At 64.0% G+C, this 24,121-nt stretch carries 23 protein-coding genes; 9 read left to right on the forward strand and 14 right to left on the reverse strand.

All coding sequences use genetic code 11. From position 1 onward, the window contains the following. Window positions 1-552, forward strand: coding sequence for a dihydrofolate reductase family protein (locus tag AC5RU9_RS15795; RefSeq protein ID WP_494017186.1), 552 nt, complete (start codon window positions 1-3; stop codon window positions 550-552). Window positions 553-555: 3 nt separating this feature from the next. On the opposite strand, the gene AC5RU9_RS15800 is transcribed toward AC5RU9_RS15795, so the two are convergent. After that, window positions 556-999: a YdeI/OmpD-associated family protein gene (locus tag AC5RU9_RS15800; RefSeq protein WP_494017187.1), complete on the reverse strand. Its 444-nt coding sequence runs from the start codon at window positions 997-999 to the stop codon at window positions 556-558. Between the two features lie 90 nt (window positions 1,000-1,089). On the opposite strand from AC5RU9_RS15800, the gene AC5RU9_RS15805 reads away from it, so the two are divergent. Continuing rightward, window positions 1,090-1,332, forward strand: coding sequence for a DUF2630 family protein (locus AC5RU9_RS15805; RefSeq protein WP_494017188.1), 243 nt, complete (start codon window positions 1,090-1,092; stop codon window positions 1,330-1,332). Between the two features lie 3 nt (window positions 1,333-1,335). Here AC5RU9_RS15805 and AC5RU9_RS15810 read toward each other — a convergent pair whose 3' ends face one another. Both AC5RU9_RS15810 and AC5RU9_RS15815 read right to left on the reverse strand, forming a co-directional pair. Beyond that, on the reverse strand, window positions 1,336-2,478 hold the full coding sequence (locus AC5RU9_RS15810; protein WP_494017189.1) for a glycerate kinase: 1,143 nt from the start codon (window positions 2,476-2,478) through the stop codon (window positions 1,336-1,338). A 59-nt stretch (window positions 2,479-2,537) separates the two neighbouring features. Further along, window positions 2,538-3,500: a D-2-hydroxyacid dehydrogenase family protein gene (locus AC5RU9_RS15815; protein WP_494017190.1), complete on the reverse strand. Its 963-nt coding sequence runs from the start codon at window positions 3,498-3,500 to the stop codon at window positions 2,538-2,540. Window positions 3,501-3,573: 73 nt separating this feature from the next. Here AC5RU9_RS15815 and AC5RU9_RS15820 point away from each other — a divergent pair, with 73 nt between their 5' ends. Beyond that, complete coding sequence (locus tag AC5RU9_RS15820; RefSeq protein WP_494017532.1) at window positions 3,574-5,394, forward strand: glycoside hydrolase family 2 protein; 1,821 nt, start codon at window positions 3,574-3,576, stop codon at window positions 5,392-5,394. 124 nt (window positions 5,395-5,518) lie between these two features. Here the strand turns inward: AC5RU9_RS15820 and AC5RU9_RS15825 are convergent, their stop codons facing one another. Then, the gene (locus AC5RU9_RS15825) at window positions 5,519-6,295 is read right to left on the reverse strand and encodes a glycerophosphodiester phosphodiesterase family protein (RefSeq protein WP_494017533.1); all 777 of its coding nucleotides are present in this window, start codon (window positions 6,293-6,295) and stop codon (window positions 5,519-5,521) included. Between the two features lie 41 nt (window positions 6,296-6,336). Then, the gene (locus AC5RU9_RS15830) at window positions 6,337-6,585 is read right to left on the reverse strand and encodes a hypothetical protein (RefSeq protein WP_494017191.1); all 249 of its coding nucleotides are present in this window, start codon (window positions 6,583-6,585) and stop codon (window positions 6,337-6,339) included. 122 nt (window positions 6,586-6,707) lie between these two features. On the opposite strand from AC5RU9_RS15830, the gene AC5RU9_RS15835 reads away from it, so the two are divergent. Continuing rightward, on the forward strand, window positions 6,708-7,574 hold the full coding sequence (locus AC5RU9_RS15835; RefSeq protein ID WP_494017192.1) for an SDR family oxidoreductase: 867 nt from the start codon (window positions 6,708-6,710) through the stop codon (window positions 7,572-7,574). On the opposite strand, the gene AC5RU9_RS15840 is transcribed toward AC5RU9_RS15835, so the two are convergent. Both AC5RU9_RS15840 and AC5RU9_RS15845 read right to left on the reverse strand, forming a co-directional pair. Further along, window positions 7,532-8,341, reverse strand: a complete 810-nt coding sequence (locus AC5RU9_RS15840) for an isocitrate lyase/PEP mutase family protein (protein ID WP_494017193.1) — start codon at window positions 8,339-8,341, stop codon at window positions 7,532-7,534. The genes AC5RU9_RS15835 and AC5RU9_RS15840 overlap by 43 nt on opposite strands. 133 nt (window positions 8,342-8,474) lie before the next feature. Further along, window positions 8,475-9,284: an HAD family hydrolase gene (locus tag AC5RU9_RS15845; protein ID WP_494017194.1), complete on the reverse strand. Its 810-nt coding sequence runs from the start codon at window positions 9,282-9,284 to the stop codon at window positions 8,475-8,477. 51 nt (window positions 9,285-9,335) lie between these two features. On the opposite strand from AC5RU9_RS15845, the gene AC5RU9_RS15850 reads away from it, so the two are divergent. Next, the gene (locus AC5RU9_RS15850; RefSeq protein WP_494017195.1) at window positions 9,336-10,397 is read left to right on the forward strand and encodes a glutathione S-transferase family protein; all 1,062 of its coding nucleotides are present in this window, start codon (window positions 9,336-9,338) and stop codon (window positions 10,395-10,397) included. A gap of 3 nt (window positions 10,398-10,400) precedes the next feature. Here AC5RU9_RS15850 and AC5RU9_RS15855 read toward each other — a convergent pair whose 3' ends face one another. Together AC5RU9_RS15855 and AC5RU9_RS15860 are read right to left on the reverse strand one after the other, a co-directional pair. Further along, window positions 10,401-11,336: a carbohydrate kinase family protein gene (locus AC5RU9_RS15855; protein WP_494017196.1), complete on the reverse strand. Its 936-nt coding sequence runs from the start codon at window positions 11,334-11,336 to the stop codon at window positions 10,401-10,403. Window positions 11,337-11,376: 40 nt separating this feature from the next. Continuing rightward, a complete protein-coding gene (locus tag AC5RU9_RS15860) occupies window positions 11,377-12,198 on the reverse strand; it encodes an alpha/beta hydrolase fold domain-containing protein (protein ID WP_494017197.1) in 822 nt (273 codons plus the stop codon). A 110-nt stretch (window positions 12,199-12,308) separates the two neighbouring features. On the opposite strand from AC5RU9_RS15860, the gene AC5RU9_RS15865 reads away from it, so the two are divergent. From AC5RU9_RS15865 to AC5RU9_RS15875, 3 genes are all read left to right on the forward strand, one after another. Beyond that, on the forward strand, window positions 12,309-13,415 hold the full coding sequence (locus AC5RU9_RS15865) for a GTP pyrophosphokinase (RefSeq protein WP_144649037.1): 1,107 nt from the start codon (window positions 12,309-12,311) through the stop codon (window positions 13,413-13,415). A gap of 22 nt (window positions 13,416-13,437) precedes the next feature. Further along, window positions 13,438-14,934, forward strand: a complete 1,497-nt coding sequence (locus AC5RU9_RS15870) for a SulP family inorganic anion transporter (protein WP_494017198.1) — start codon at window positions 13,438-13,440, stop codon at window positions 14,932-14,934. Between the two features lie 94 nt (window positions 14,935-15,028). Continuing rightward, a complete protein-coding gene (locus AC5RU9_RS15875) occupies window positions 15,029-16,015 on the forward strand; it encodes a bile acid:sodium symporter family protein (protein WP_494017199.1) in 987 nt (328 codons plus the stop codon). Here the strand turns inward: AC5RU9_RS15875 and AC5RU9_RS15880 are convergent. After that, entirely contained in the window at window positions 16,012-17,016 is a 1,005-nt protein-coding gene (locus AC5RU9_RS15880; RefSeq protein ID WP_494017200.1) for a LacI family DNA-binding transcriptional regulator, read from the reverse strand. The two genes, AC5RU9_RS15875 and AC5RU9_RS15880, sit on opposite strands and share 4 nt — an antisense overlap. 130 nt (window positions 17,017-17,146) lie before the next feature. On the opposite strand from AC5RU9_RS15880, the gene AC5RU9_RS15885 reads away from it, so the two are divergent. Then, window positions 17,147-18,394, forward strand: a complete 1,248-nt coding sequence (locus AC5RU9_RS15885; protein WP_494017201.1) for a D-arabinono-1,4-lactone oxidase — start codon at window positions 17,147-17,149, stop codon at window positions 18,392-18,394. 96 nt (window positions 18,395-18,490) lie between these two features. Here AC5RU9_RS15885 and AC5RU9_RS15890 read toward each other — a convergent pair whose 3' ends face one another. The 4 genes from AC5RU9_RS15890 to AC5RU9_RS15905 are packed head-to-tail and all read right to left on the reverse strand — an operon-like array spanning window position 18,491 to window position 24,059. Continuing rightward, the gene (locus AC5RU9_RS15890; RefSeq protein ID WP_494017202.1) at window positions 18,491-20,254 is read right to left on the reverse strand and encodes an acetyl/propionyl/methylcrotonyl-CoA carboxylase subunit alpha; all 1,764 of its coding nucleotides are present in this window, start codon (window positions 20,252-20,254) and stop codon (window positions 18,491-18,493) included. A 7-nt stretch (window positions 20,255-20,261) separates the two neighbouring features. Beyond that, the gene (locus AC5RU9_RS15895; protein ID WP_494017203.1) at window positions 20,262-21,896 is read right to left on the reverse strand and encodes a 5-oxoprolinase subunit B/C family protein; all 1,635 of its coding nucleotides are present in this window, start codon (window positions 21,894-21,896) and stop codon (window positions 20,262-20,264) included. A 7-nt stretch (window positions 21,897-21,903) separates the two neighbouring features. After that, window positions 21,904-23,253 (reverse strand): MFS transporter, encoded by a 1,350-nt coding sequence (locus tag AC5RU9_RS15900; protein ID WP_494017204.1) that lies wholly within the window; start codon window positions 23,251-23,253, stop codon window positions 21,904-21,906. Window positions 23,254-23,300: 47 nt separating this feature from the next. Next, on the reverse strand, window positions 23,301-24,059 hold the full coding sequence (locus AC5RU9_RS15905) for a LamB/YcsF family protein (protein ID WP_494017205.1): 759 nt from the start codon (window positions 24,057-24,059) through the stop codon (window positions 23,301-23,303). Between the last annotated feature and the right edge of the window lie 62 nt (window positions 24,060-24,121).

The raw sequence follows: 24,121 nt of genomic DNA on the forward strand, positions 1-24,121 counted from the left end.
ATGCGCAAAGTTACCGCCGGACTTTTCCACTCCGTCGATGGCGTGGTCCAGGACCCGTTCAAGTTCCAGTTCGACAGCTTTGACGAGGACCTGGGCAAGGGCCTGACCAAGATGATCAACACGGTGGACACCGTGGTCCTTGGGCGCGTCAGCTACCAGGAATGGGCCCGGTATTGGCCGAACGCGACGCAGGACGACGACTTCGCCAAGTTCATCAACCCCGTCGAGAAGTTCGTCGCATCCCGGACACTGACGGAGCCGCTGGAATGGGAAAACTCCCACCTGATTGACGGCGACGTTGAGCAGTTCGTCACGGATCTCAAGACCCGCGACGGCGGCGAAATCGCGGTATGCGGCAGCATCTCCCTGGTGCGGCAACTGCTCTTCTCAGGCGTGCTGGACGAGCTGACACTCATGACCCACCCGGTGATCGCGGGCAGCGGGCGGCGGCTCTTTGAGGACGGGGACCCGCAGAACCGGCTGGTGCTGGAGGACCAGTACGCCACCAGCAAGGGCAACGTGGTGACTACCTACAGCGTGCGCAAGGACTGAAAGCTACCTCTTCCCCGCCTTCAGATCCGCCACCACCTTGGCGATCCGCCGGGCGCGGGTCTCCTCGGTCTTGGCGTCCCCAATCGGCTCCACGTACCTCCGCTGGGCACTGTAGTTCAGGGTGCCGTAAAAAGCTTTGGCCGCAGGCTCCGCATCGAGGGCAGCTGCTAGGTCTTTGGGGACCTCCACGACGCGGGGTTCGTTGTCCACCTCAAGTCCGACCTCAACCGTGTCCCCGGCGGCAGCACCGGTCAGCTCCCGGTTCGCCGCACTGACGCCCACCATATATTTGCCGCCCATCACCGCGACGCTGCTGCGATAGCTTTGGCCGTTGATGGTCACCACCACCGGTGGGCGCTTTCCTGCGGCAAGTCCGTCCACAATTTCGTCCGGAACCTCGATGCCAGCCTTGTTGCCATCGCCAACGATGGTCGTAGTGAATTTCATGACCCAAGTATGCCGTCGGCTGGCAGTAGACGCACCCCTTCTGCTGGGCTACGTTCGAACGTAACCATCCCACCACCAAGGAGACAGACCATGGATAACCAGGACCTGTTGGAACGCATTCAGTCGCTGGTCGAGGAGGAACACCGCCTCCGCGACACCGCGGGCTCCGACGACGTCGGCGGCAACAACAGCGCCAGGCTAGCCCAGCTGGAGGCGCAGCTGGACCAGTGCTGGGACCTGCTGCGCCAACGCCGTGCCAAGAAGAACGCGGGCGAAAACCCTGACGACGCCGAGGCCCGGCCGGTCAACGAGGTTGAGGGTTACCGCCAGTAGGCGCTACGCCCCTTCAAGCACCTGGCTGGTTGCCCACGCCAAGTACTTGGCCGCGTTGGCTACGGCGTCGGCGACGTCGGGAACGCCGTCGTTGCGCTGTGCGACGTCCAACAACTGCGCGGCAGCCACAATGCCGTGTTTCGCGAGGTCTTCGGGCGTGACCGTGATGCGTCCCGCAACGGCCACCACTGGTATGCCGTGGGCGCTGGCGGCGTCGGCGAGCGCGATCGGCGCCTTGCCCGTGAGTGATTGCTCGTCCATGGACCCTTCGCCGGTGATAACCAGGTCGGCCTCACCCAAATGCGAAGCGAGGCCAGTGAGGCCTGCGACCAACGCGAAGCCGCCTTCCAGCGCAGCGTCAGTAAAGGCCAGGAACGACGCCGGGAACCCGCCTGCCGCTCCGGCTCCGGGTACGTTCACGTCCCGGCCGGTGGTTTCCCGCAGGAGCGACGCCCAGTTGCGGAGACCGGCGTCGAGCTTCTCAACCGCGTCCTCATCGGCGCCTTTCTGCGGACCAAAGACATGCGCGGCACCATCAGGCCCGTACAGCGGGTTCTGGACGTCAACGGCGATGCGGAACTTCACGGCCGACAGCCGCGGATCCAGCCCGGAGCCGTCCAAAGCGACGACGTCGGCCAGCGAACCGCCGCCGAGGGGCACCACGTTACCGGCGGAATCGAGGGGTTTGAGCCCCAATGCGCGCAAGGCCCCGCTGCCGCCGTCGGACATTGCCGAACCGCCCAACCCCAGCACGATCTCAGTGGCACCGGCTTCGAGGGCGGCTGCAATCAGCTGGCCACAACCGTAGCTGTGGGCGCGGAGTGCGTTCTCGGGAGTGGGCTCCATGTGCGCCAGGCCGGATGCCTGCGCGGTTTCGATCACGGCCGTGGCTCCGCCGAATGCGTCCTTGCGGATCGCCCAGGAAGCACCGACGGGCTTGAGGATGGGGCCCACCACGGCGTTGTTTCGCTCTTCGTAGCCTGCAGCGACTGCGGCATCCAGTGTGCCTTCGCCGCCGTCAGCAACCGGGAACTGGGTGGTCACGGCGTCCGGGTAGACGCGGAGGGCGCCTTCGGCCATGGCTGACGCGGCTTCGGCGGCGGTCAGGGATCCCTTGAACTTGTCGGGGGCGATGAGGATACGCATGGACCCATCTTGCCAGCTTTGCTGGGAAAGCGCTTCCCAAGTGTGTAACCTTGCAGCGACTAAGGGTTGAGTACGCGCACAGGCGCTTCAGCAAGCCACGCCTTGACGTCCTCGAACGCACCTCCATAAAACTGCCGGTAGCTCTCGTGCGTCACGTAGCCGATATGCGGCGAAAGCACCGTCCGGGGAGAGTGCAGCAGCGCATGCCCTGACGGGAGTGGCTCCTCGTCGAACACATCCAAGGCAGCACCCCGGATCCACCCTTTCTCCAAGGCCTGCATCAGTGCAGCCTCGTCCACCAACGGCCCACGAGCCGTATTCACCAGCAGACCCTCAGGGCCCAGAAGCCGGAGTTCCTTGGCCCCGACAATGCCTTCCGTTCGTCCGGACAGCCGAAGGTGCAGCGTGACCACGTCGGACTCCCGGAACAGTTCCTCCTTTGCCACCTTGCGGGCGCCCGCAGATTCGGCTGCTTCGGCAGTGAGGTTCTGGCTCCATGCCAGGACGTCCATCCCAAAGGCCTTGGCGTAGCGGGCCATCCGCGATCCGATCTTGCCCAGGCCCACAATCCCCAGCGTCTTTCCTTCGAGTTCGAAGCCGACGCCCGTTTGCCAGTCACCTGCCCTGAGCGAGTTCTCCTCCACAGGAAGATTCCGGGCAAACGCCAACAGGAGCGCCCACGCCAGCTCAGGTGCCGCGGCCGGCGAGCCAGCCGTACCGCACACCACAATGCCGCGCTCCTTTGCCGCTTCCATATCAATGGCGGCGTTGGCCATCCCTGTCGTCACCAGGAGCTTGAGGTTCGGCAGGGCATCCAAGGCACTCTGCGGGAACCGGGTGCGTTCGCGCATCGCCACAATGATGTCGAACGGCGCCAAAGCTGCCACGGCCTGCTCCTCCGAAACGAAAGGTGCGCTGAAAACGCTGACCTTCACGTCGTCGTCGAGCAGTGACTCCCACGGGGCGTAGTCCCCGGAGACCTGCTGGTAGTCATCAAGGATCGCTAAACGGAAAAGGGTCACGCCAATCTCCTCGCACAGTGGCTGCTGGTACTGACCACCATCTCACGTTAGGTTTTTGAGTGTGAGCCAAAATGTGACCTCAGCCATACCCAAGCCTGAGCATCCGCGCCCGCAGCTGGTCCGCGACAAGTGGATGAACCTCAACGGCACCTGGGGTTTTGAGATCGACGCCGGCGACTCGGGTTTGGAACGCGGCCTCACCACCCGTGAACTCAACAGCAGGATTTTGGTGCCCTTCGCGCCCGAATCGGTGCTTTCGGGGATTGAGCACGTCGATTTCATGGAGGCAGTCTGGTATCGCCGGACGGTGACGATTCCGGCGGACTGGGCCGGCCAGAATGTCCTGCTCCATTTCGGCGCAGTGGATCACGACGCCACCGTGTGGGTCAACGGCGTCGAAGTTGCCAGGCATCGCGGTGGCTTCTCCCCGTTCACGGCCGACCTTGGCGGAGTTGTTGAGCCGGGCGCCGACGCAGTGATCGTGGTCCGGGCCAGGGATTCGCGGCACGGGATGCAGGCACGCGGGAAGCAGGCCACCTGGTACAACAACACGCATTGCCAGTACACGCGGACCACGGGAATCTGGCAGACGGTGTGGATGGAGGCGGTTCCCGAGGTCTATATCAAGCACCTGCGAATGACCCCTAACCTGGCTGATTCCAGCATCACCGTGGAAGTACCCATCAGCCAGAACCGGACGGGGCATACAGTGTCCGCGATCCTGTCCGACGGTTCATTCGGGCGGGTCGAAGCATCGGTCAAAGCTGATCTGGACCTTACGCCAACCCTGCACCTGGACATCCCCGCCGAATTGCTTCGTCCATGGTCAATCGAGGACCCGTTCCTTTACGACCTCGAGGTGAACGTGCTGGACGGCGCGGGCAACGTTGTGGACCATGTGGACAGCTATGCGGCGATTCGCTCCATAGCGCTGGACGGCAAGGTGGTCCGCATCAATGGCGAGGCCGTTTTCCAACGGCTTGTCCTGGACCAGGGCTACTGGCCGGATTCGCTGATGACCTCCCCTGACGAGGCGGCTTTGATCAAGGACATTGAGCTGTCCATGGCCGCTGGATTCAACGGTGCCCGCCTGCACCAAAAGGTCTTCGAGGAACGTTTCCTCTACCACGCTGACCGGCTCGGCTACCTGGTGTGGGGCGAGTTCGGCGACTGGGGCGTTTCCGGCGCCGGAACGGTAGGGCACAACCAGCAACCTACACCGAGCTTCGTGGCGCAATGGCTGGAAGTGCTCAGGCGCGACTACAACCACCCCGCCATCATCGGCTGGTGCCCCCTCAACGAAACACACCAGGTCCTGCACGATCGCCTGACCGTGCTGGACGATGTTACGCAGGCAATGTTCCTGGCAACCAAGCTTGCCGATCCCACCCGACCGGTGATCGACGCGTCCGGATACTCCCACCGGATCAGGGAGACCGACATTTACGACTCCCACTCCTACCAGCAGGACCCGGAACGGTTCCGGATCGAACAGGAAGGCCTCGCAGAGAACAAGCCTTACATCAACCGCAAGGAAGATGGCCAGGAATATTCGGTGCCCTACGCAGGCCAGCCCTACTTCGTCTCGGAATTCGGCGGCATCTGGTGGAACGAGGGCGAAGCGAAGCAGGCGGCCGACGGCACGGACCTGTCCACGTCGTGGGGCTACGGCCAACGGGTCGGCAGCGAGGAAGAGTTCTACGCCCGCTTCGACGGGCTATGCAGCGTCCTCCTGGAAAACCCGGACATGTTCGGCTACTGCTACACCCAGCTCACGGACGTGTTCCAGGAGAAGAACGGCATCTTCGCCTTTGACCGGAGCAACAAGTTCGACCTCGCAAGGATCCGCGCCAGCCAAACCCGGCAGGCCGCCGTCGAAACCCCTCGGAAGTGAGCGAGGGTCCGCGGGAAACGGTAGGGATGTGAGCGAGGGTCCGGTTTCCCCGACGCTCGCTCACATTCCACCCGCTTCAACCCGGCGCTCGCTCACATCCCACCCGCTTCAACCCGACGCTCGCTCACACCCACTGGCCGCGACGGACCAGGACTTTCTTGAGAAGGTCGAGCCGATCGGACACGATAGCGTCCACCCCAAGATCCAGTAGCCGGTCCATTTCAGCGGGTTCGTTGATGGTCCACACATGCACTTGCAGGCCCAAGCGATGGGCGCGACGGACGAACCCCGGAGTCACCACGGGGAGCCTCCCGTAGCGGACCGGGACTTGGAAAACGTCGACGCCGGCAAGCAGCTTGCGTGCCAAAGGCGCAGGCAGGACAGGGCCCAGAAGAACAAAAAGCGCGGTCAGCGTGCTACCAGCCGAGGAGGCCACCCGGCGGGACAAGAGTTTGAGGACGGCCCGGCGGCGCTTGTCCGAGAAGCTCGTGACCAGGACCCGGTGGTGGATTCCGTGTTTCTCAATGGCCTCCGCCAAGGGCCGCACCGAGTTCCAGTCCTTGACGTCCAGGTTCAGCCGGGCGTCGGGCAACGAGGTGACCAGCTCGTCGAACGTTGGCACCGGCTCCACCCCACCAATGCGCGCCTTGGCAACCTCCGCGGCGGTCATAGAAGAAATCGTGCCCCCGGAGTCAGTCACGCGATCCAGGGACGGGTCGTGGAAAACCAGGACCACGCCGTCCAGCGTGGTGTGCACGTCCGTTTCCAGGTGCGCAGTCCCCAATTCCACTGCAGCCTTGAAGGCGGACATGGAATTCTCCAAGCCGTCCAACGAGAAACCTCGGTGCGCGAAGGCCAAAGGGCCTACTGAACCGTCCTTGCGGAGGAAATAGGGCAGCATCACACCCGTAGCGTAGCCGACGTCCGCCCCGACGAACTGGGTCAGGCCTCGTGCGGAACTATCGCAACGCCGTCGCTGACGTGCACCAGCGTGCGGCCGCGACCGCCGTCGAGCTCCACCCACACCGCAGTGGCGTCGCCGGTGACGGCGTCCACCACGCCTGCAGATTCGTAACCGGGGGTGAGCGTGACCTTGACGCGGTCGCCCTGACGCAACGAGCGCCAGTGGTGGTCCGGTTCGATGCGCCGCAACGGCGCATTGTTGAAATCGTTGATCCTACGCTTTGCCATGGTTCCCCTGCACCTTCGACGAGCTAACAAGTCCGTGGCTGAAAGCCTACGGGTGCCACGTGAACGCTGGTTGTATGGAGGCTGGGAACTCGGTGACAGCTGCAGCCTGCCAAACTAGGGGCATGACTGTATTGATTGCCGGCTGCGGCGACCTCGGAACGGAAGCCGGCCTTCGCTTCGCCGACGCTGGGCGTGAGGTCGTTGGCCTGCGCCGGTCGCCCGAAAAGCTGCCGCCCCACATTCGTGGAATGCACGCCGACCTTGCCAAGGGCCTGCCGGAGTTGCCCTCGGACGTGGACATTGTGGTGATTGCCGTGGCAGCCGATACCTCCACCGAGGAGGCCTACCGCGCGGCCTACCTGGACGGGACACGCAACGTTTTGGATGCGCTGGACCGGCAATCCATCGAGCCGCGCCGGATCCTCTTCGTCTCCTCCACGGCTGTGTATAAAGATTCCGGTGGGGCTGTGGTGGACGAGTCCACGGCTACGGAGCCGACGCGCTTCAGTGGAAAGGTGCTGGTGGAGGCCGAAGAATTGCTGTTCGACCGGACCCGAGGCACCGGCACAGAGGCTATTTCCTTGCGGCTCGGCGGCATCTACGGGCCGGGACGCACTCGGCTGATTGACCAGGTGCGCACCGGACAAGCCGTCATTCCCGCCCAGCCCCGGCACACCAACCGCATCCACAGGGACGACGCCGCAACCATGATCGTCCACCTCACCACCATGGATCAGAAGCCGGATCAGGTGTACGTAGGCGTTGACGACCATGCGGCAGAAATGGGCGAGGTGATGCGGTTTCTCGCTGCCGAACTGGGATGCCCGGAACCCCCGACGGCGGCACCCGGCGGCGCGTCCGACGCCGGCCCCGGCGATAAGCGCTGTTCAAACAAGCGTGTGCGGGCCACCGGCGTCGAACTCACCTTTCCCACGTACAAGGAGGGCTACCGCGCTTTGCTGGCTGGCGAGGGCGTGCGGCACCCGTGACGGGCTAGCTGCTCCTGCCCGCCAACAGTTGGTTCAAGGAGCCATAATCGAGGGCATTCACTACTGAGTTGTAAGTGCCCGCGGAATTCAGCTCTTCCGCAGCACGCTGGGCAACGGCATAGGCGGCCTGCGCAATGCTGGAACCGAGACTGACCCGGGCGGGCCACACCCAGCTTTCCCAGTTCAGCGACACTGAGCGAGCCCGCGCCCACCATGACGTTGACGGGGACCGATATGCCGTCGGCTAACCTGGCGATGGTATCCGCGTCTGATGCTCCCGGGACGAAGATGCCGTCGGCGCCTGCTGCCACGTACTTCTCCGCCCTGGCCAGGACCTCGTCGACTTGCTGGTCCACAGAGCCAACGCCGGCCAGGAACACATCCGTGCGCGCGTTGATGAATAGGTCCCGGCCCTTTGCCTGTGCCGCTTCCCGGGCGGCAGAGATCCGTGCGCAGAATTCCGAGGGATCACGGGATCCATCTTCAATGTTGATGCCCACGGCACCCGCCGCCAGGATGTCCTTGACCGTTCGGGCAATTCCGTCCGGCGTCTCGGAGTAGCCGCCCTCAATGTCAGCGGTCACAGGGACGTTTACTGCATTAACGATGCCGGCAACCACCGCCACGGCTCGTTCGCGGCCCAGCCGGTCGCCGTCGGGCAGGCCCAAGGACCAGGCGATGCCCGCACTGGTAGTAGCTACCGCTTGTGCGCCCGCGGCCTCGGTGATGACTGCGCTGGCAACATCCCAGGCGTTGCTAAGCGCCATGGGCTTTTGGCTGGTGTGGAAGGATCGAAAGAGGGCCGCGACGTGGTTTTGTTCTGGATTCATAAACCCAATTCCACCAGCCGCCCCATCAGATGTCTGGCAGAAATCGGACATTACCAGCGCTGCCCGAAAACTAGACCCGCTGTTCGGTGAGTTTCGCCTCAAGGACCTGGGCCACGCCGTCGTCGTCGAAGTGGGGAGCCTGCTGGCCGGCGGCAAGAATGGCCTCCGGGTGTCCGCTGGCCATCGCGTAGCCGTGACCTGCCCAGCGAAGCATCTCAATGTCGTTGGGCATATCCCCGAACGCCACAACGTCCGCGGCCTCGATCCCCAGCGACTCGGCGTACTTGGCCAGCGTGACGGCTTTGTTGATGCCTTGGACGGACATTTCCAGCATCGCCGTGCGCGGGGCCGAGTGCGTTGTGCTCACCAAATGGGCGACTGCTGGTTGCACTTCGGCAAGGAAATCGTCCGGGGTGCCCTTGCGGGTGATCGCCAGGAACTTTACGACGGCGTCATCCGCCGTCAGCGTCTCGTCCAACGGCCGGGGGGTGAACTCGGCAAGCAGCTCACTGGTTTCGTTCTCGATGAAGCCCGGCTCCAGCTGGAAACCTGTCAGGGTTTCGACGGCGAACAAGGCATCGGGCCTGATGGACTTGATGATGCGGCGGGCCTCGAAGACTGACCCGGAGTCCAGGACGCAGGAGGAAAGGGCCTTTTCGGTTTCCAAATCCCACACAACTGCGCCGTTGGAACAGATCACGATTCCGCTGTGACCGAGCTGCTCCTGGAGCGGGTAAAGCCACCGCGGCGGCCGGCCCGTGACGAAGACCAGTTCCACCCCTGCGTCACGGCACGCCTGGAATGCCTTGATGGTCCGGTCACTGATTTTGCCGTCGTGACCGAGGATGGTGCCGTCAATATCACTTGCTACGAGCCGCATCATGCCAGTCTACGTGGGCGCGAACACGCGAAGGCAGCATAGTCTGGGGCAATGACTGAGAAGACCAGCGAAGTCGAAGAGCACAGCACCCTCGGCGCGTATGTCACCGGCGGTGAGTTCAACCGGGACACGAATTACATCGAGGACCGCATAACCCGCGATGGATCCACCGGGCCCAACGGAGAACAGGGCTGGCCTGTCGAGCCGGGACGCTACCGCCTGATCGCAGCGCGGGCGTGCCCGTGGGCCAACCGAACTGTGATTGTCCGCAGGCTCCTCGGGCTGGAAGACGTCATCAGCCTCGGTCAGCCAGGACCCACGCACGACGCCCGCTCCTGGACGTTCGACCTGGATCCGGACGGCAAGGATCCTGTGCTGGGCATTGAGCGCCTGCAGGACGCGTTCTTCCGCCGCTTCCCGGATTACCCCCGCGGCATCACTGTTCCGGCCATCGTGGATGTCCCCAGCGGGGCAGTAGTCACCAACAACTTCCCCCAGATCACTCTGGACTTCTCCACCGAATGGACGGAATTCCACCGCCCGGGTGCGCCGCAACTGTATCCGGAACACCTGCGGGAGGAGATCGACCTGGTCAACAGGCGCGTCTTCACTGAGGTGAACAACGGCGTGTACAGGTGCGGATTCGCGGGCTCACAGGAAGCCTACGACGCCGCCTACGAACGGTTGTGGACAGCCTTGGACTGGCTGGAGGAACGGTTGACGACCCAGCGCTACCTGGTGGGCGACACCATCACCGAGGCCGATGTCCGGCTCTTCACCACGCTGGCCCGCTTCGATTCCGTCTACCACGGCCACTTCAAGTGCAACCGGAACAAGCTCAGCGAAATGCCTGCCCTGTGGGGCTACGCACGGGACTTGTTCCAGACACCAGGCTTCGGGGACACCATCGACTTCGTGCAGATCAAGCAGCACTACTACATCGTGCACGAGGACATTAACCCCACGCAGATCGTTCCCGCGGGCCCCGACCTCTCCGGATGGCTCACCGACCATGGACGCGAGGCCCTTGGCGGCAACCCGTTTGGCGAGGGCACTCCACCGGGTCCGGTGAAAGCCGGTGAAGAGGTGGCCGCAGGGCACGGGGCAGGCTAGGGCCTAAGCGGCACCTTGGTTGAGCTCGGCCCGCGTCGGCGGGTTGGCCCCCGCACGAGACACCGTGACGGCGGCAGCACGCGTTGCATGATCCATGATCGCGGCCAGGGTCTCGGCAGGCATGGCCCGCAGCGCGTCCCTGTTCTGTGCCCCGTCCAGCCCGTGGTCCACAATCGCGGAGAGCAACCCGGCCATGAACGAGTCCCCCGCACCGACGGTGTCCACAACGTTCACGGCGGGCGCGGGCACCTGGGTTTCCCCGGCGCGCGTGATTCCCCACGGCCCGCGTGAACCACGCGTCACCACCACCAAAGCGGGTCCTTCTTCGCCACCCAGGGTCAACCAACGGCGCGCCGATTCCGTGGGATCGACGCCGGGATACAGCCATTCGAGGTCCTCGTCAGAGGCCTTCACGACGTCGGACAACACCACGAAGCGTTCGGCTTGCGTACGCGCGTAGTCGACGTCCGTGATGATGCTTGGCCGGCAGTTGGGATCGAAGCTGATGGTGCTGCCCGGGTGGGCATGCTCGACGGCGGCAAGCACCTCCGCGGCGCCGGGCTCCAACGCAGTGGCGATGGAACCTGTGTGGAGCAGGGTGGCGCCCTGCAGCATGAGGGGCAACCGCGCGGCTAGTCCGGGCAGCTCCCAGGCGAGGTCGAACGCGTAGGTGGCGGCGCCGTCGTCGTCGATCTCTGCGGTGGCGACGCTGGTGGGTTTGTCGTCCGGCGGAAGCGGCACCATCACCGAACTTGAGCGCAGGTGCGCGGCGACCGAGTCGCCGTAAGCGTCGCGACCGTAACGCCCGATGAACTGGACGGGATGGTCCAGGCGCGCCAACCCCACTGCCACGTTGAGCGGGCTCCCGCCAACGTGCGCCTCGATTCCCGAGGAGCGTTGAACGACGTCGACCAGGGCTTCACCAATGACAGTCAGCATGGGACCACTCTGCCAGAGCGGAGCCGCCGCATCCCAACAATTACGAGAGCAATCGCTGCACCAGCTCGCGGCACTTCTTGTAGGCCACTGCCTTCGGATCGATCAGGTCGAAATGGTCGCCGGGCACGCGCAGCAGCTGGGCCGCACTTCCGGCGGCCGTGGCCGCGGCAACGTAGGCCTCGGACTGGCTTGCAGGAACGTCCTCGTCTTCCGTGGCGTGCACGGCATAGACGGGGACGTTGATGGGCAGCAAACTCATGGGATCCGCATATTTATGCCGTTTGGGGAATCTGGCCGAATCGCCGCCCATGAGGTTGCAGACTGCGCCGTTGCTGAGGTTGAGTTTCTCGGCGGCCGCAAGGTTGAGCAGGCCGGACTGGCTGACGACCCCCGTCAGGTGCACCGCGTTGTCCTCGGGTGAGCGCACCAGCTGGCGGTCGGCGTCGGGAGTTCCTATGGCCGAAAGCCGCTCGCGACCAGCGGCCCAGACAGCAAGGTGGCCACCGGCCGAGTGCCCGAGTGCCACCACTTTGCCCAGTTGGAGGTCATGGTCGCCCGCGATTTCGGACAGATAGTCGATGCCGGCCAGGATGTCCTCGAAAGTATGGGGCCAACCACCGCCGTTCCCTGCCCGCCGGTATTCAAGGTTCCAGGCCGTGATGCCGTGCGCTGCAAGGTCCCGCGCAAGAGGCTCACCGAGCTCCGCACCGTACTGCGAGCGCCAGTAGCCGCCATGGATCACAACGGCGACTCCACCGGCAGCTGCTGATGCGCCGCGATGGTTCCCATTGTTCGGTTCAGGTATGAAGAGTTCGCCCCACTGACTGGGGTGTTCGCCGTAGCTGTACTTGTGCCGCAACATTGCGCCCTCCTTTGTACTGAGCCTATCGTGACGATCCGGAAGTTTGGCTAGGGGCACCCCGACGGCGAGTGGCCCGGTTCAGTGTCGGACCCGACCCGTAAGCTGGGGGCATGGCAAGCAATTGGGACAGCCTGGACCAGGACCAGCGCGACGCAGTGGACGCGAACGTGGCCCTCTATGAGCGGGTTCGCCCTGCCCTTAAGCGGGTTACCCGCGATGTCCTGCTCACGTTGAGGGACATGCTGAACGACGCCGAGGTCACGCCTTTGTTCGTCACGGGCCGCACCAAGACGGTTGAGTCGTTCCGGGAAAAGATTTCCCGGACGGATGATCCCTTGGAGCCGGGCGGTCCGCGGGTGCTGAAGTTCCCGGACCCTTTCCGCACTTTGAACGACATGGTGGGCATCCGTGTCATCACCAAACTGCCCGCCGAAAACGCTGCGGTGGCCAACATCATCAAGCGGCAACGCCAGCTCTTCGATTGCCGTGGCGACCGCGAGAAGGACATCGGCTCCATCGAGTCCGGGACCTACGGCTACTCCAGTCGCCACCTGATCCTGCGCACTATCCAGAACGAGGCCGTCAAGGAGTACCAGCACGTCTTCAATCCGGACATGCCAGCCAACGGCAGCTACTTCTTCGAGTGCCAGATCCGGACCGTGTTCGCGCATGCCTGGAGCGAGATCGAGCACGACATCCGTTTCAAGGCCGAAGATCCGCGCGCCTGGACCCCCCATTTCGACCGCCAGTTCACCGCTACCGCCGCGATGCTGGAAACGGTGGAGAGCGCCTTCGCCGATCTCCATGAGCGCTACGAGGAAGTCCGCAGCTATTGGGACCTGGAGGGTGAGGGCGGTTCGCCCCTGACTCCCAACCGGGTTCGTGACGTCTGGCGGACGCTCCTTCCCCACGTTGACCGTAAAGTTGATGACGACTGGGGATGGGCCGCCGAGCTGCTTGCCGCCCACGGACTGACCAAGACCGTGGAATTGGCTGGGCTGCTCAGCGCCAACCGGATCACCGAGGTCCGCAAGGCCCTGGACCACCGCTACTCCCCCGGCCCCGACCGCCTCCTGGATGACCTCCTGCTGTGGCAGTACGGAACCGAACACATTGATCTCACCGCCGAGGCGCCCGACGTCGTTCCGCACCCGCGGCGCGACAGCCTCCAGCGGCGTCTTAAGCAGATTGAGCGCTACCGTCAGACTGCTTTGTAAAAGACTGCCCCTGTAAGGACCCATGACTCCCGAGCAACTCATGTCACTGCGGGTGACTTTCCGTTCGCCCCGCCGCCTGCTGACGGAGTCCCTCGCCGGACTCGTGGTGGCTTTGGCACTCATCCCCGAGGCCATCGCATTCTCCGTGATTGCGGGTGTGGATCCGAGGATCGGCCTGTTTGCTTCATTCACCATGGGCGTGGTCACCGCACTGGTAGGGGGCCGTCCCGCCATGATCTCCGCGGCAACCGGCGCCGTGGCATTGGTGATCGCTCCGGTGATGAAGGAACACGGACTCGACTACCTGATTGCCACGATCATCCTGGCCGGGGTTTTCCAGATCATCCTGGCGGTGCTGGGGGTGACGCGCCTGATGCGTTTCATCCCGCGTTCGGTGATGATCGGTTTCGTGAATGCACTGGCCATCTTGGTGTTCATGTCACAAATGCCGGAACTCTTCAATGTGCCGTGGATGGTCTACCCCATCGTGGTGGTGGGGTTGGTGATCGTGTTTGGCTTGCCCCGGGTGACCACAGCCATTCCCGCGCCGCTGGTGGCAATAGTGCTGATCACGGTGGTCACCGTCATCGGTGGCATCGACGTGCCCACGGTCAGTGACAAAGGCGAACTCCCGGACAGTCTCCCCGGCTTCTTCCTGCCTAACGTTCCTTTGACCCTGGAGACGTTCCAGATCATTGCGCCGTTCGCGCTGTCCATGGCCTTGGTGGGCTTGCTGGAGTCCCTCATGACCGCCAAGCTGGTGGACGACATCACCGACACCCGGTCCAACAAGACCCGGGTCTCGTGGGGCCAAGGCGTGGCAAACATCGTCACCGGGTTCCTGGGCGGCCTGGGCGGGTGCGCGGTCATCGGGCAAACCATGATCAACGTCAAAGGCTCGGGTGCACGCAGCCGGTTGTCCACGTTCCTGGCGGGCGTCTTCCTGCTGGTGCTGGTGGTGGCTTTGGGTGGCGTTGTGGGAATGATCCCCATGGCGGCTTTGGTGGCCGTGATGATCTTCGTTTCGCTGATCACCTTCGACTGGCATTCCGTGCGGCTTTCAACCCTGAAGCGCCTGCCGAAATCGGAGACTGCGGTGATGCTGATTACCGTCGCCGCTGTGGTGGCGACGCACAATCTGGCGGTGGGGGTCGGCGTCGGCGTTTTGACGGCAATGGTGCTGTTTGCGCGGCGGGTGGCCCATTTCGCGACAGTTGAGCGGACCGAACTGGAGCTTAATGGCGAGACAGTGGCGACGTACACGGTAAATGGCGAATTGTTCTTCGCCTCGTCCAACGATCTCTACACGCAGTTCGACTATGCGAAGGATTCCTCAGAGGGCATAGATCGCGTGATCATTGACCTCCACGGTTCGCACATCTGGGACGCGTCCACGGTGGCTGTGCTCGATTCGGTGACTGAGAAGTATCGGAACCACGGGCGTGAGGTGGAGTTCATCGGACTCAACGAGGCCAGCGTACGAATGCGGGAGCGCCTCGCAGGGAAGCTCAACTCCTGACGCGACTGGGGTGAGACGACGGTCATCTGACATATACACCTTCGCGAATGTAACGAAGTCGTCCCTGTCGCGCGGCAAATGTGAGCATGGGTGAATGCTTGAGGCAACCAATACCCCGCCAGAAACCGAAGAACCCGCAAACGCAGCTCTTGCCGCTGAGGCGAAGATTGCGCGTATCGCCGTGACGGTGTTCCCGCTCCTGGTGGTGGTTGCCGGTGTTCTCGGGTTCCTCATTCCAGACCTGTTCAAACCCATGGGTGTCGCGGTCCCGTACCTGTTGGGCGTCATCATGTTCTGCATGGGTCTCACGCTGACCCCGCCGGACTTTGCCTCGGTGGCCCGCCGGCCATGGGCTGTGGCACTCGGCATCATTGCGCACTACGTGATCATGCCCGGCGCGGGCTGGCTGATCGCTGTCCTGCTGCAGTTGCCGCCGGAGTTGGCCGTCGGGCTCATCCTGGTGGGCTGCGCCCCGTCCGGAACCGCCTCCAACGTCATGGCATTCCTGGCCAAGGGTGATGTGGCCCTGTCAGTCGCTGTGGCTTCGGTTTCGACGCTGATCGCCCCCATCGTGACCCCCGCATTGACGTTGTTCCTTGCCGGCTCCTTCCTGCACATCGACGCCGGGGCCATGGTCCTGGACATCGTGAAGACCGTGTTGCTGCCGGTCATCGCAGGCCTGCTTGCCCGATTGTTCCTGTCGAAGCTCGTCGCAAAGGTTCTTCCGGTACTTCCCTGGGCATCCGCCGTCGTGATTTCCCTGATCGTCGCAATCGTCGTGGCGGGCAGCGCCAGCAAGATCGTTGCCGCGGGCGCGATCGTCTTCCTGGCAGTTGTCCTCCACAACGGCTTCGGCCTTGGCCTTGGCTACCTGGCCGGCAAGCTCGGTCGCCTGGACGACAAGGCGCGCCGCGCCCTGGCCTTCGAGGTAGGCATGCAGAACTCCGGCCTGGCTGCCACGCTGGCCACAGCACACTTCAGCCCACTGGCCGCGCTGCCGTCGGCCGTGTTCTCCCTGTGGCACAACATTTCCGGCGCGATTGTCGCTGCCTGGCTGGCCCGCCGTCCGCTGAAGGACTAACCCTGGGTGGTGCCGCGCCGATGCAACGTCCACGGCGAGGCCACCCGGACACCGGCCGCGGGAGTGGTACCTGCCAGGCGGTCCAGCAACATATGGACCACCTTTTCGAAGATCGGCTCCGGCCCCACGGTGGTCAACGGGGGATCGTATTCCTGGCCCTCCGTCGAGTTACCCACTCCGACTATCTGGATATCTTCGGGCACCCGGAGGCCAAGCCGGTAGGCGGCGCGGATGGCCTGCAACGCCTCCATGTCGTCCGTGCAGATCATGGCCGTGGGCCGGTTGGGCATCTGGAGCAGCTCGATCGCCGACTGGTATGCGGTAGCCGGGTGGTGGTTCGACGTCCTGACCAAAGACTCGTCGAGCGGAATGCCGGCCCTCTCAAGCCCGGCAGCATAGGCAGCGTAGCGGCTCTTCCGGCGGCCTTCCGGGTGGGCCCTGCGGATGCAGGCGATCCTGCGGTGGGACGCGGTGAGGAACTCCATGCACTCCCTCAGCCCAGCCTCTGATTCGGGGGCCAGGACGTCGAATCCCTGGGGTTCCATGGTTCCCGAGATCACCACTTGGGCAACCCCGCGCCGGGCCAGCTCCGTAACCGTTTGGTCCTGGGACGTTGCTTCCGGGAAGAAACCGATAATCACACCGTCAGCGCCGCCGGACATCATGAACTTACGCCAATCTTCGCCCAGCAGGATCACAGGCTGGAACCCATGCTCGGGCAGGATTCTTGCGGCCGCTGTTGCCAGGGCCCGGTCCCACGGCCAGTCAAGGTTGCCGATCGCCACTGCCACTACGTCCGTCTTGCCCCGGCGCATTCCCCGGGCAGCCTGATTTGGCACGTAACCCAACTCTTTGACCGCCGCCAGCACCCGGTCCTGGGTGGGCTGGCTGATCCGGGTTGTGCCGCCGTGCCGGCCCGAGAGCACGTAGGACACCGTGGTCAGTGAAACGTCCGCCGCCATCGCAACGTCACGGATGGTGGGCTTGGATCCCTTGCTCACGGGGCGACTCCTGGTAGACAGCGCATTTCCTGAACTCTATCTTCAACCAGATGGACTCCCCTTGACGCAATTAGTTGAGAACGTTAACAATTACGGGAGTTATCCGTATCCCAAGGTGGAAGATCATTCAATGAAGAACTGGGCAGGAAACCTCGAGTACTCCTCCACGGAAGTACACCGCCCCACGTCGGTTGGCGAACTGCAGGAGCTCGTCGCCAATGCGTCCCGCATCAAGGCTCTCGGCTCCCGGCACTCCTTCAACACCGTCGCCGACACGGACGGTACCCACATCCTGCTCGACGCCCTGCCCCAGGAAGTTGTCCTCAACAAAGACAAAGGGACCGTCAAGGTCAGCGGCGGGATCAGCTACGGAGCGCTCGGCCGCGCGCTCGAGGAACAGGGATACGCCATTCACAACCTCGCCTCGCTTCCCCACATCTCCGTCGCCGGTGCTATCCAAACAGGCACGCACGGCAGTGGGGTCAACAACCCCTCCCTGGCTGCCGCCGTCGTGGGCGTTGACCTTGTACGCGCCTCCGGCGAGCTGGTAACGCTCACCGCGGACGACGACGAATTCCTCGCCAGCGTGGTGGGCGTGGGAGCCCTGGGCATTGTGACCGGCTTGGAACTTGCCGTCAGGCCCAGCTACGACGTCCGCCAGAGGGTCCTCACCGATCTGTCCTGGGACGGCGTCCTGGCGAACTTCCACACCATTGCCTCCAGCGCCTACAGCGTCAGCTTCTTCACGAATTACACAGGAGAGGCCATCCCGCAGGTGTGGTTCAAGGCGCTGGACACCGAAGCTCCCCTCGCGGAGCTGTTCGGCGGGACGGCCGCAACGGCGGCGCTGCATCCCCTGCCGGACATGTCCGCCGAGAACTGCACTGAGCAGCTGGACGTCGCCGGAAAGTGGCTTGACCGGTTGCCCCACTTCCGGCACGAATTCACACCCAGCAACGGCGAGGAACTCCAGAGCGAGTTCCTGCTGCCGCTGGACCAGGCACCTGCGGCATTACAGGCCGTACGGGGCCTGGCAGACACGTTGGCGCCGCTGTTGTTCATCTCCGAAATCCGGACAGTGGCCGCGGATGAGTTCTGGCTCAGCCCCTTCTACCAGCAGCAAAGCGTAGCGCTGCACTTCACATGGAAGCCCCTGCAGACGGAGGTGGAGGCGGTCCTCCCCGAACTCGAGGAAGCGCTGCGTCCGTTCGGTGCCCGGCCGCACTGGGGCAAACTCTTCACGCCCGGCCAGTACGACTTTGCCGCTCTCTACCCCCGTTTCGAGGACTTCCGCACGCTGGTCCAGGCAAACGACCCCACAGGCAAGTTCCGCAACGGCCTCCTGGACAGCGTGCTGGGCGTAGCCGTTACGTCCTAGTCCTACTGCCCAGGGGCTCCTGGTTCGTTGCCAAGCCGCTGCTCCGTTGCTGCCCAGCGACGGATCAGCGGGGCAGCAACGGATCTACGGGGGGTCCTACTCGATGTGGGCCAGTACAGCGCCCGCCGTGACAACCCCGCCGGCGGCCGACACTACCTCTGACAGCGTGCCCGTGCGGTGTGCGGGAACCTGGGTTTCCATCTTCATTGCTTCCAGGACAACCAAGGGATCACCCTCGGTAACGTCAGCGCCCGGTTCTACGAGCCACTTCACCACCGTGCCGGCCATGCTGGAGACCAGTGCGGATTCGGCGGGTGCGTCTCCGATGCGGGAGACAGAACCCGGCGTATCGGTCGATGCGGAAAAGGCCGGCACCCCTTGCCCGGAACGGGCCCAGCCATCCAACAAATCAGCCGGAAGCCCTACGGCGAGCCGTTTTCCGTCGACGTCAACAGTGATCGTTCGTCGTTCTCCGTCCGGGGCCACCACGTTGTACTCGGGGTCCACGGGGATTTTGTCCGCGAAGTCGGTTTCGATCCATCGCGTGTGCACTCTGAGCCCGGCAACGGATGTGAAGTCGTCGGACTCCAGGACGGCCCGGTGGAACGGCAGGACAGTGGCCAGCCCAGTGATGTTGATTTCGGCGAGGGCCCGGCGGGCACGGCGCAGCGCCTGCTGTCGATCTGCTCCAGTGACGATCAGCTTGGCCAACAGCGAATCGAACTGCGGCGCGACGAACGAGCCGGAGCGTACACCGCTGTCCAAACGTATGCCCGGCCCGGTGGGCGCTTCGAAGAGAGACACGGTGCCTGGTGAGGGCAGGAACCCGCGGCCCACGTCCTCGGCGTTGATGCGGAACTCGAAGGAGTGCCCTCGCGCCACGGGATCCTCGGTAATGCTCAACGGCAAACCTGCAGCGATCCGGAACTGCTCCTGCACAAGGTCGATCCGAGCGGTTTCTTCCGTGATGGGGTGCTCAACCTGGAGGCGGGTATTGACCTCGAGGAAAGCTACGGCGCCATCCGCCGAGACCAGGAACTCCACTGTTCCGGCACCGTAATAGCCGGCTTCGCGGACGATCGCCTTGGCCGCACTGTAGATACTGTTTCGTTGCGCGTCGCTCAGGAAGGGCGCGGGGGCCTCCTCCACGAGTTTCTGGTGACGGCGCTGAAGGGAGCAGTCACGCGTGCCCACGACAACCACGTTGCCATGGACATCCGCAATGATTTGGGCTTCAACGTGGCGCGGCCGGTCCAGGTACTGTTCTACGAAGCATTCCCCGCGACCGAATGCGGCCACGGCTTCACGGACGGCGGAATCGAAGGCTTCCTCCACCTCGGCGAGTTCGCGAACCACCTTCAATCCGCGGCCACCACCACCAAAGGCAGCCTTGATGGCGATGGGGAGTCCGTGTTCCTCGGCAAAAGCCCGGGCCTCTGCGGCCGAGGAAACCGGACCGTCGCTGCCTGCAACCAGGGGCGCTCCGGCACGGACGGCGATCTCGCGGGCCGTGATCTTGTTGCCCAACTGTCGGATCGACTCCGGCGAGGGACCAATCCACTCAAGTCCGGCGTCGAGCACTGCCTGCGCGAATTCGGCGTTCTCGGAAAGGAAACCGTATCCGGGGTGGACGGCGTCCGCGCCGGACTGCTCCGCTACGGCGAGCAGCTTCCCGATGTTCAGGTAGGTGTCAGCCGGAGAGTTCCCGCCCAGGCTGAAGGCTTCGTCGGCAGTGCCAACGTGCATGGCATCTGCGTCGATGTCCGCGTAGACGGCTACCGAGGCAATCCCGGCGTCGTCGCAGGCACGGGCGACGCGGACGGCGATTTCGCCACGGTTCGCGATCAGGACCTTGCGCATCAAATACTCACTTCTCTGGGGTCTTCGTAAAAGTCGTTGAATCCGGGACGAACCGGAAGCGGATACGTCCGCCAATAGGGACCTGCGCGGCGCGGTCCAGATGTTCGTCGCGCACCACTCCGATCACCGGATAGCCGCCAGTAATGGGGTGGTCCGCCAGGAACAGCACCGGCAGTCCTGCGGGTGGGATCTGAAGGGCTCCGGCCATGGTGCCTTCGCTGGGGAGTTCGCCTTCGCGGCTACGCTCCAGCGGGGTGCCGTCCAAGCGCATGCCCACCCTGTTGGACTGCGGCGTGACTACCCACTCCTGGCCGCACAGCGAATCGAGCGCCGCCTGGTCAAACCAGTCGGCCCGCGGTCCGGGAACTACGTCCAGCTCCGTGACACCTGTGCCCGGGAAATCCGGTTGCAGTTCGGGGCTGCCAACCGCCGTGGAGACGGTGGCCCCACCCACCGGGAGCACCTGCCCGATGACCAAGGGAGCCGGGCCGATCCCGGACATCGTGTCCGCCGAACGGCTACCCAGGACTTCAGGAACGTCCACTCCGCCACGGATCGCCACATAGTTTCGGAAGCCGGACTCCGGGGCACCCAGCGTGAGTACTTCGCCGTCGAGCAACGCGAAAGGCGTGGACATTGGAACGGTACGCTGCGCGTCGCCGAGCTCAGGCTCAACCCACGACGGCGACTGGATAGCCAGCGTCGTCGGCGCACCTGCCACAGCAATCACCTGGTCACCGACCGCCTCGATAGTGAGCCCGCCATTGACGCTCTCAATGGCCGCGGCCGAGGAACCATTGCCCACCAACCGATTGGCCCGTCGCAGTGAAGCCCGGTCCAGGGCACCCGCAGCAGAGACACCCAGCGGACCAAAGCCGCGGCGGCCCAGGTCCTGGATGAGGCTCTGCGCACCCGGATTCAGAATTCGAAGACCCGAGTCAGGGTGGTGCTCCTTTTCAGGCTCGCTCGCCGGTGCGGCACCAGCCACCACAACCTCGCGGACCGCCCGGTACTGCACCCGGTCGCCCGGACGAACCAAGGCAGGTTGGGACCGTTCCAGATCCCACATTCTGGCCCCGGTCCGGCCGATCAACTGCCACCCACCGGGGGAACGGCGAGGATAAACGGCCGAGTATTGTCCACCGAGGGCCACGGATCCCGCAGGAACCGCTGTGCGTGGTGAAGAACGGCGGGGAACCGTGAGTGCTTCATTTTCGCCCACCATGTAGCCGAAACCGGGTGCGAAGCCTGCAAAGGCCACTGTCCAGATCTGGCCCGTGTGCGCGGCGACAACGCCGTCCACGCTCAGGCCGGTCAGCTCCGCGACATCGGCGAGGTCGTCGCCGTCGTACACGGTGTCGATAACCACCAAGCCGGAATCAGTGACTTCCGGCGCGGTGAGTTCCAACTCCAGGAGCCGGGCGCCGATGGCGCGGGTGGCCGCTGCGGACTCACCAACCACCATCACCGTTTCGGCGGCGGCAAGAACGTCCACCTGCCCCGGCAACGGCGCCTTGTTGAGCATGTCCTGCAGGGCGAGGACATCCTGCAGCCCATCCAGTTCGGCCAGTACAGCCCGGGTGCCGACCGGACGAACCGATCGAACCCTTTTTGCGGTGGTCGTGTGCATCACGGTTTCCATCTTTTCGCTACGCCGCCGGCTGAGCGTGCGTCCCCTGCATCAAACGAACGTCTTCTTCAGGCTTGGGGTCGCGGCCCAGGAGCATGCCGACGATCGTGACAACTGCCGCAACGAGGATGTAAACGGCAATCAAGTACCAGCCACCGCCCGCGGCACCGTAGAGGGCCGTGAAGATGATGGGTGCGACCGCTCCACCGATCACGCCCGCCAACGTGTAAGCCAGCGAGCTGCCCGCGTAGCGGAGCCGGGCCGGGAACTGCTCGGTGATAAAGGCTGCTTGGGGGCCGTACATGAAGGCGTGAAGTGCCAAACCGATCACGGTGCCGATAGTCAGCATTGCGACGGACTTGCCCTGGATCATCAGGAAGAACAGGGGAATATAGGCTGCGGTCGCTGCTGCGGCAATGCCGTAGACCCAGCGACGATTGAAGCGGTCGGTCAGCGCCCCGGCCATCGGGATCAGGAAGAGCTGGAAGGCGGAACCGATCAGGATGGCGGACAAGACGTTGCCCGTGGTCATGCCAAGCTGCTTGGTGGCGTAAACGGCAACGAACACCGTGAACAGCGCGTACAGGATGTCGGGGCAAACGCGTGAGAGTGCTGCAGCCACCAACGCCTTGGGTTGCGTGGTGAAGACTTCCTTAATCGGAGCTTTGGGACGGTCCCCCTGGGCCTGGATGGCCTTAAACACTGGGGTTTCCTCGAGCCTGAGGCGGATAATCAGGCCGAACACCACCAAAAGCGCTGAAGCGAGGAAAGCCACACGCCAGCCCCATGAAAGGAAGGCTTGGTCGCTGAGGGTGGCGGCCAGGATGGCAAGGACGCCATTGGCCATCAGGTTGCCCGCCGGCGGGCCGATCTGGGCTGCCGAGGACCAGAAACCACGCTTGTCGGGGTCACCGAATTCACTCGACAGGAGGACAGCGCCGCCCCATTCGCCGCCGACGCCGATCCCCTGGGCCAGGCGCAACAGCACAAGAATGGTCGGGGCTGCGACGCCGATGACTGAGTAGTCCGGAAGCGCTCCGATGAGCACAGTTGCCACCCCGATGAGGATAAGGGTGAAAACGAGGACGTACTTACGGCCAATCTTGTCACCCAGGCGGCCAAAGATGACGCCGCCAATCGGACGGGCCAAGTAGCCCACCGCGAATGCTGAGAACGAGAGCAGCAGAGCAACGAATTCGTCATTGCCCGGGAAGAAGATCTTCGGGAAGACGAGTGCTGACGCCACTGAGTAGATGGCGAAATCGTAGTACTCCAGCGAGGTGCCGGTGAGGCTGGCGACGTACGCCCTGAGCGCACCGGGCGGCGGCTTCCTTGTCGCTGCCTTGGCTGCGTTGTTGGTGCTGGTCATGATGACCTCCGGGGGGATGAGGGATGGTGCGGGGCGCCCGGGGTGGGCTAGAGGAACGAGCCGACGGTAACGCCGGCACCGGCCAGGGCGGATTTCACCGCGGTAGCCATGGCAACGGCTCCGGGTGAGTCACCGTGTACGCAGATGCTTTCTGCGCGGATATTCAGAATGGAACCGTCCGTGGTCCTGACGGACTGTTCGGTGGCCATCCGCAGGACGTGCTCCGCAACTTCGGCGGGATCGTGCAGAACAGCACCCGGCTGGTTGCGCGAGACGAGGGTTCCGTCGGGGTTGTAGGCGCGGTCCGCGAATGCTTCAGCAACGCCTCGTAGGCCGGCGTCGTCAGCGAGACGGAGGACTTCGGAGCCCGGGAGGCCGAGGATCGGAAGGTTGGGGTCTACCGATTTCACGGCCTCGACGACGGCACGCGCCTGGGCGGTGTGCTTGGCGATCGCGTTGTAGAGACCGCCGTGGGGTTTCACGTACTGGACGCGGGCTCCCGTTGTGGCAGCCAGCGCCTGCAGCGCTCCGATCTGGTACACAACGTCGTCCGCGAGTTCCATGGGGTTGATATCCATGAAGCGGCGGCCGAAGCCTGCAAGGTCGCGGTATCCGACATGGGCGCCAATAACGACGCCGGCCTCCACCGCCTTCGCGCAGGTGCTGCGGATGACGCTGGGGTCGCCAGCGTGGAATCCACACGCGACGTTGGCACTGGACACCGACTCAAACATGGCCGCATCATCGCCAAGCGTCCAGCGGCCGAAGGACTCGCCGACGTCGCTGTTCAGATCGATGATTGCCATGATGTGATCCCTGCCTCGTGATGTGCGTTACATCAAGGATGCACCAAACTGCTGGATTGTTC

The organism is Arthrobacter sp. B0316-5-4, assembly GCF_059090325.1.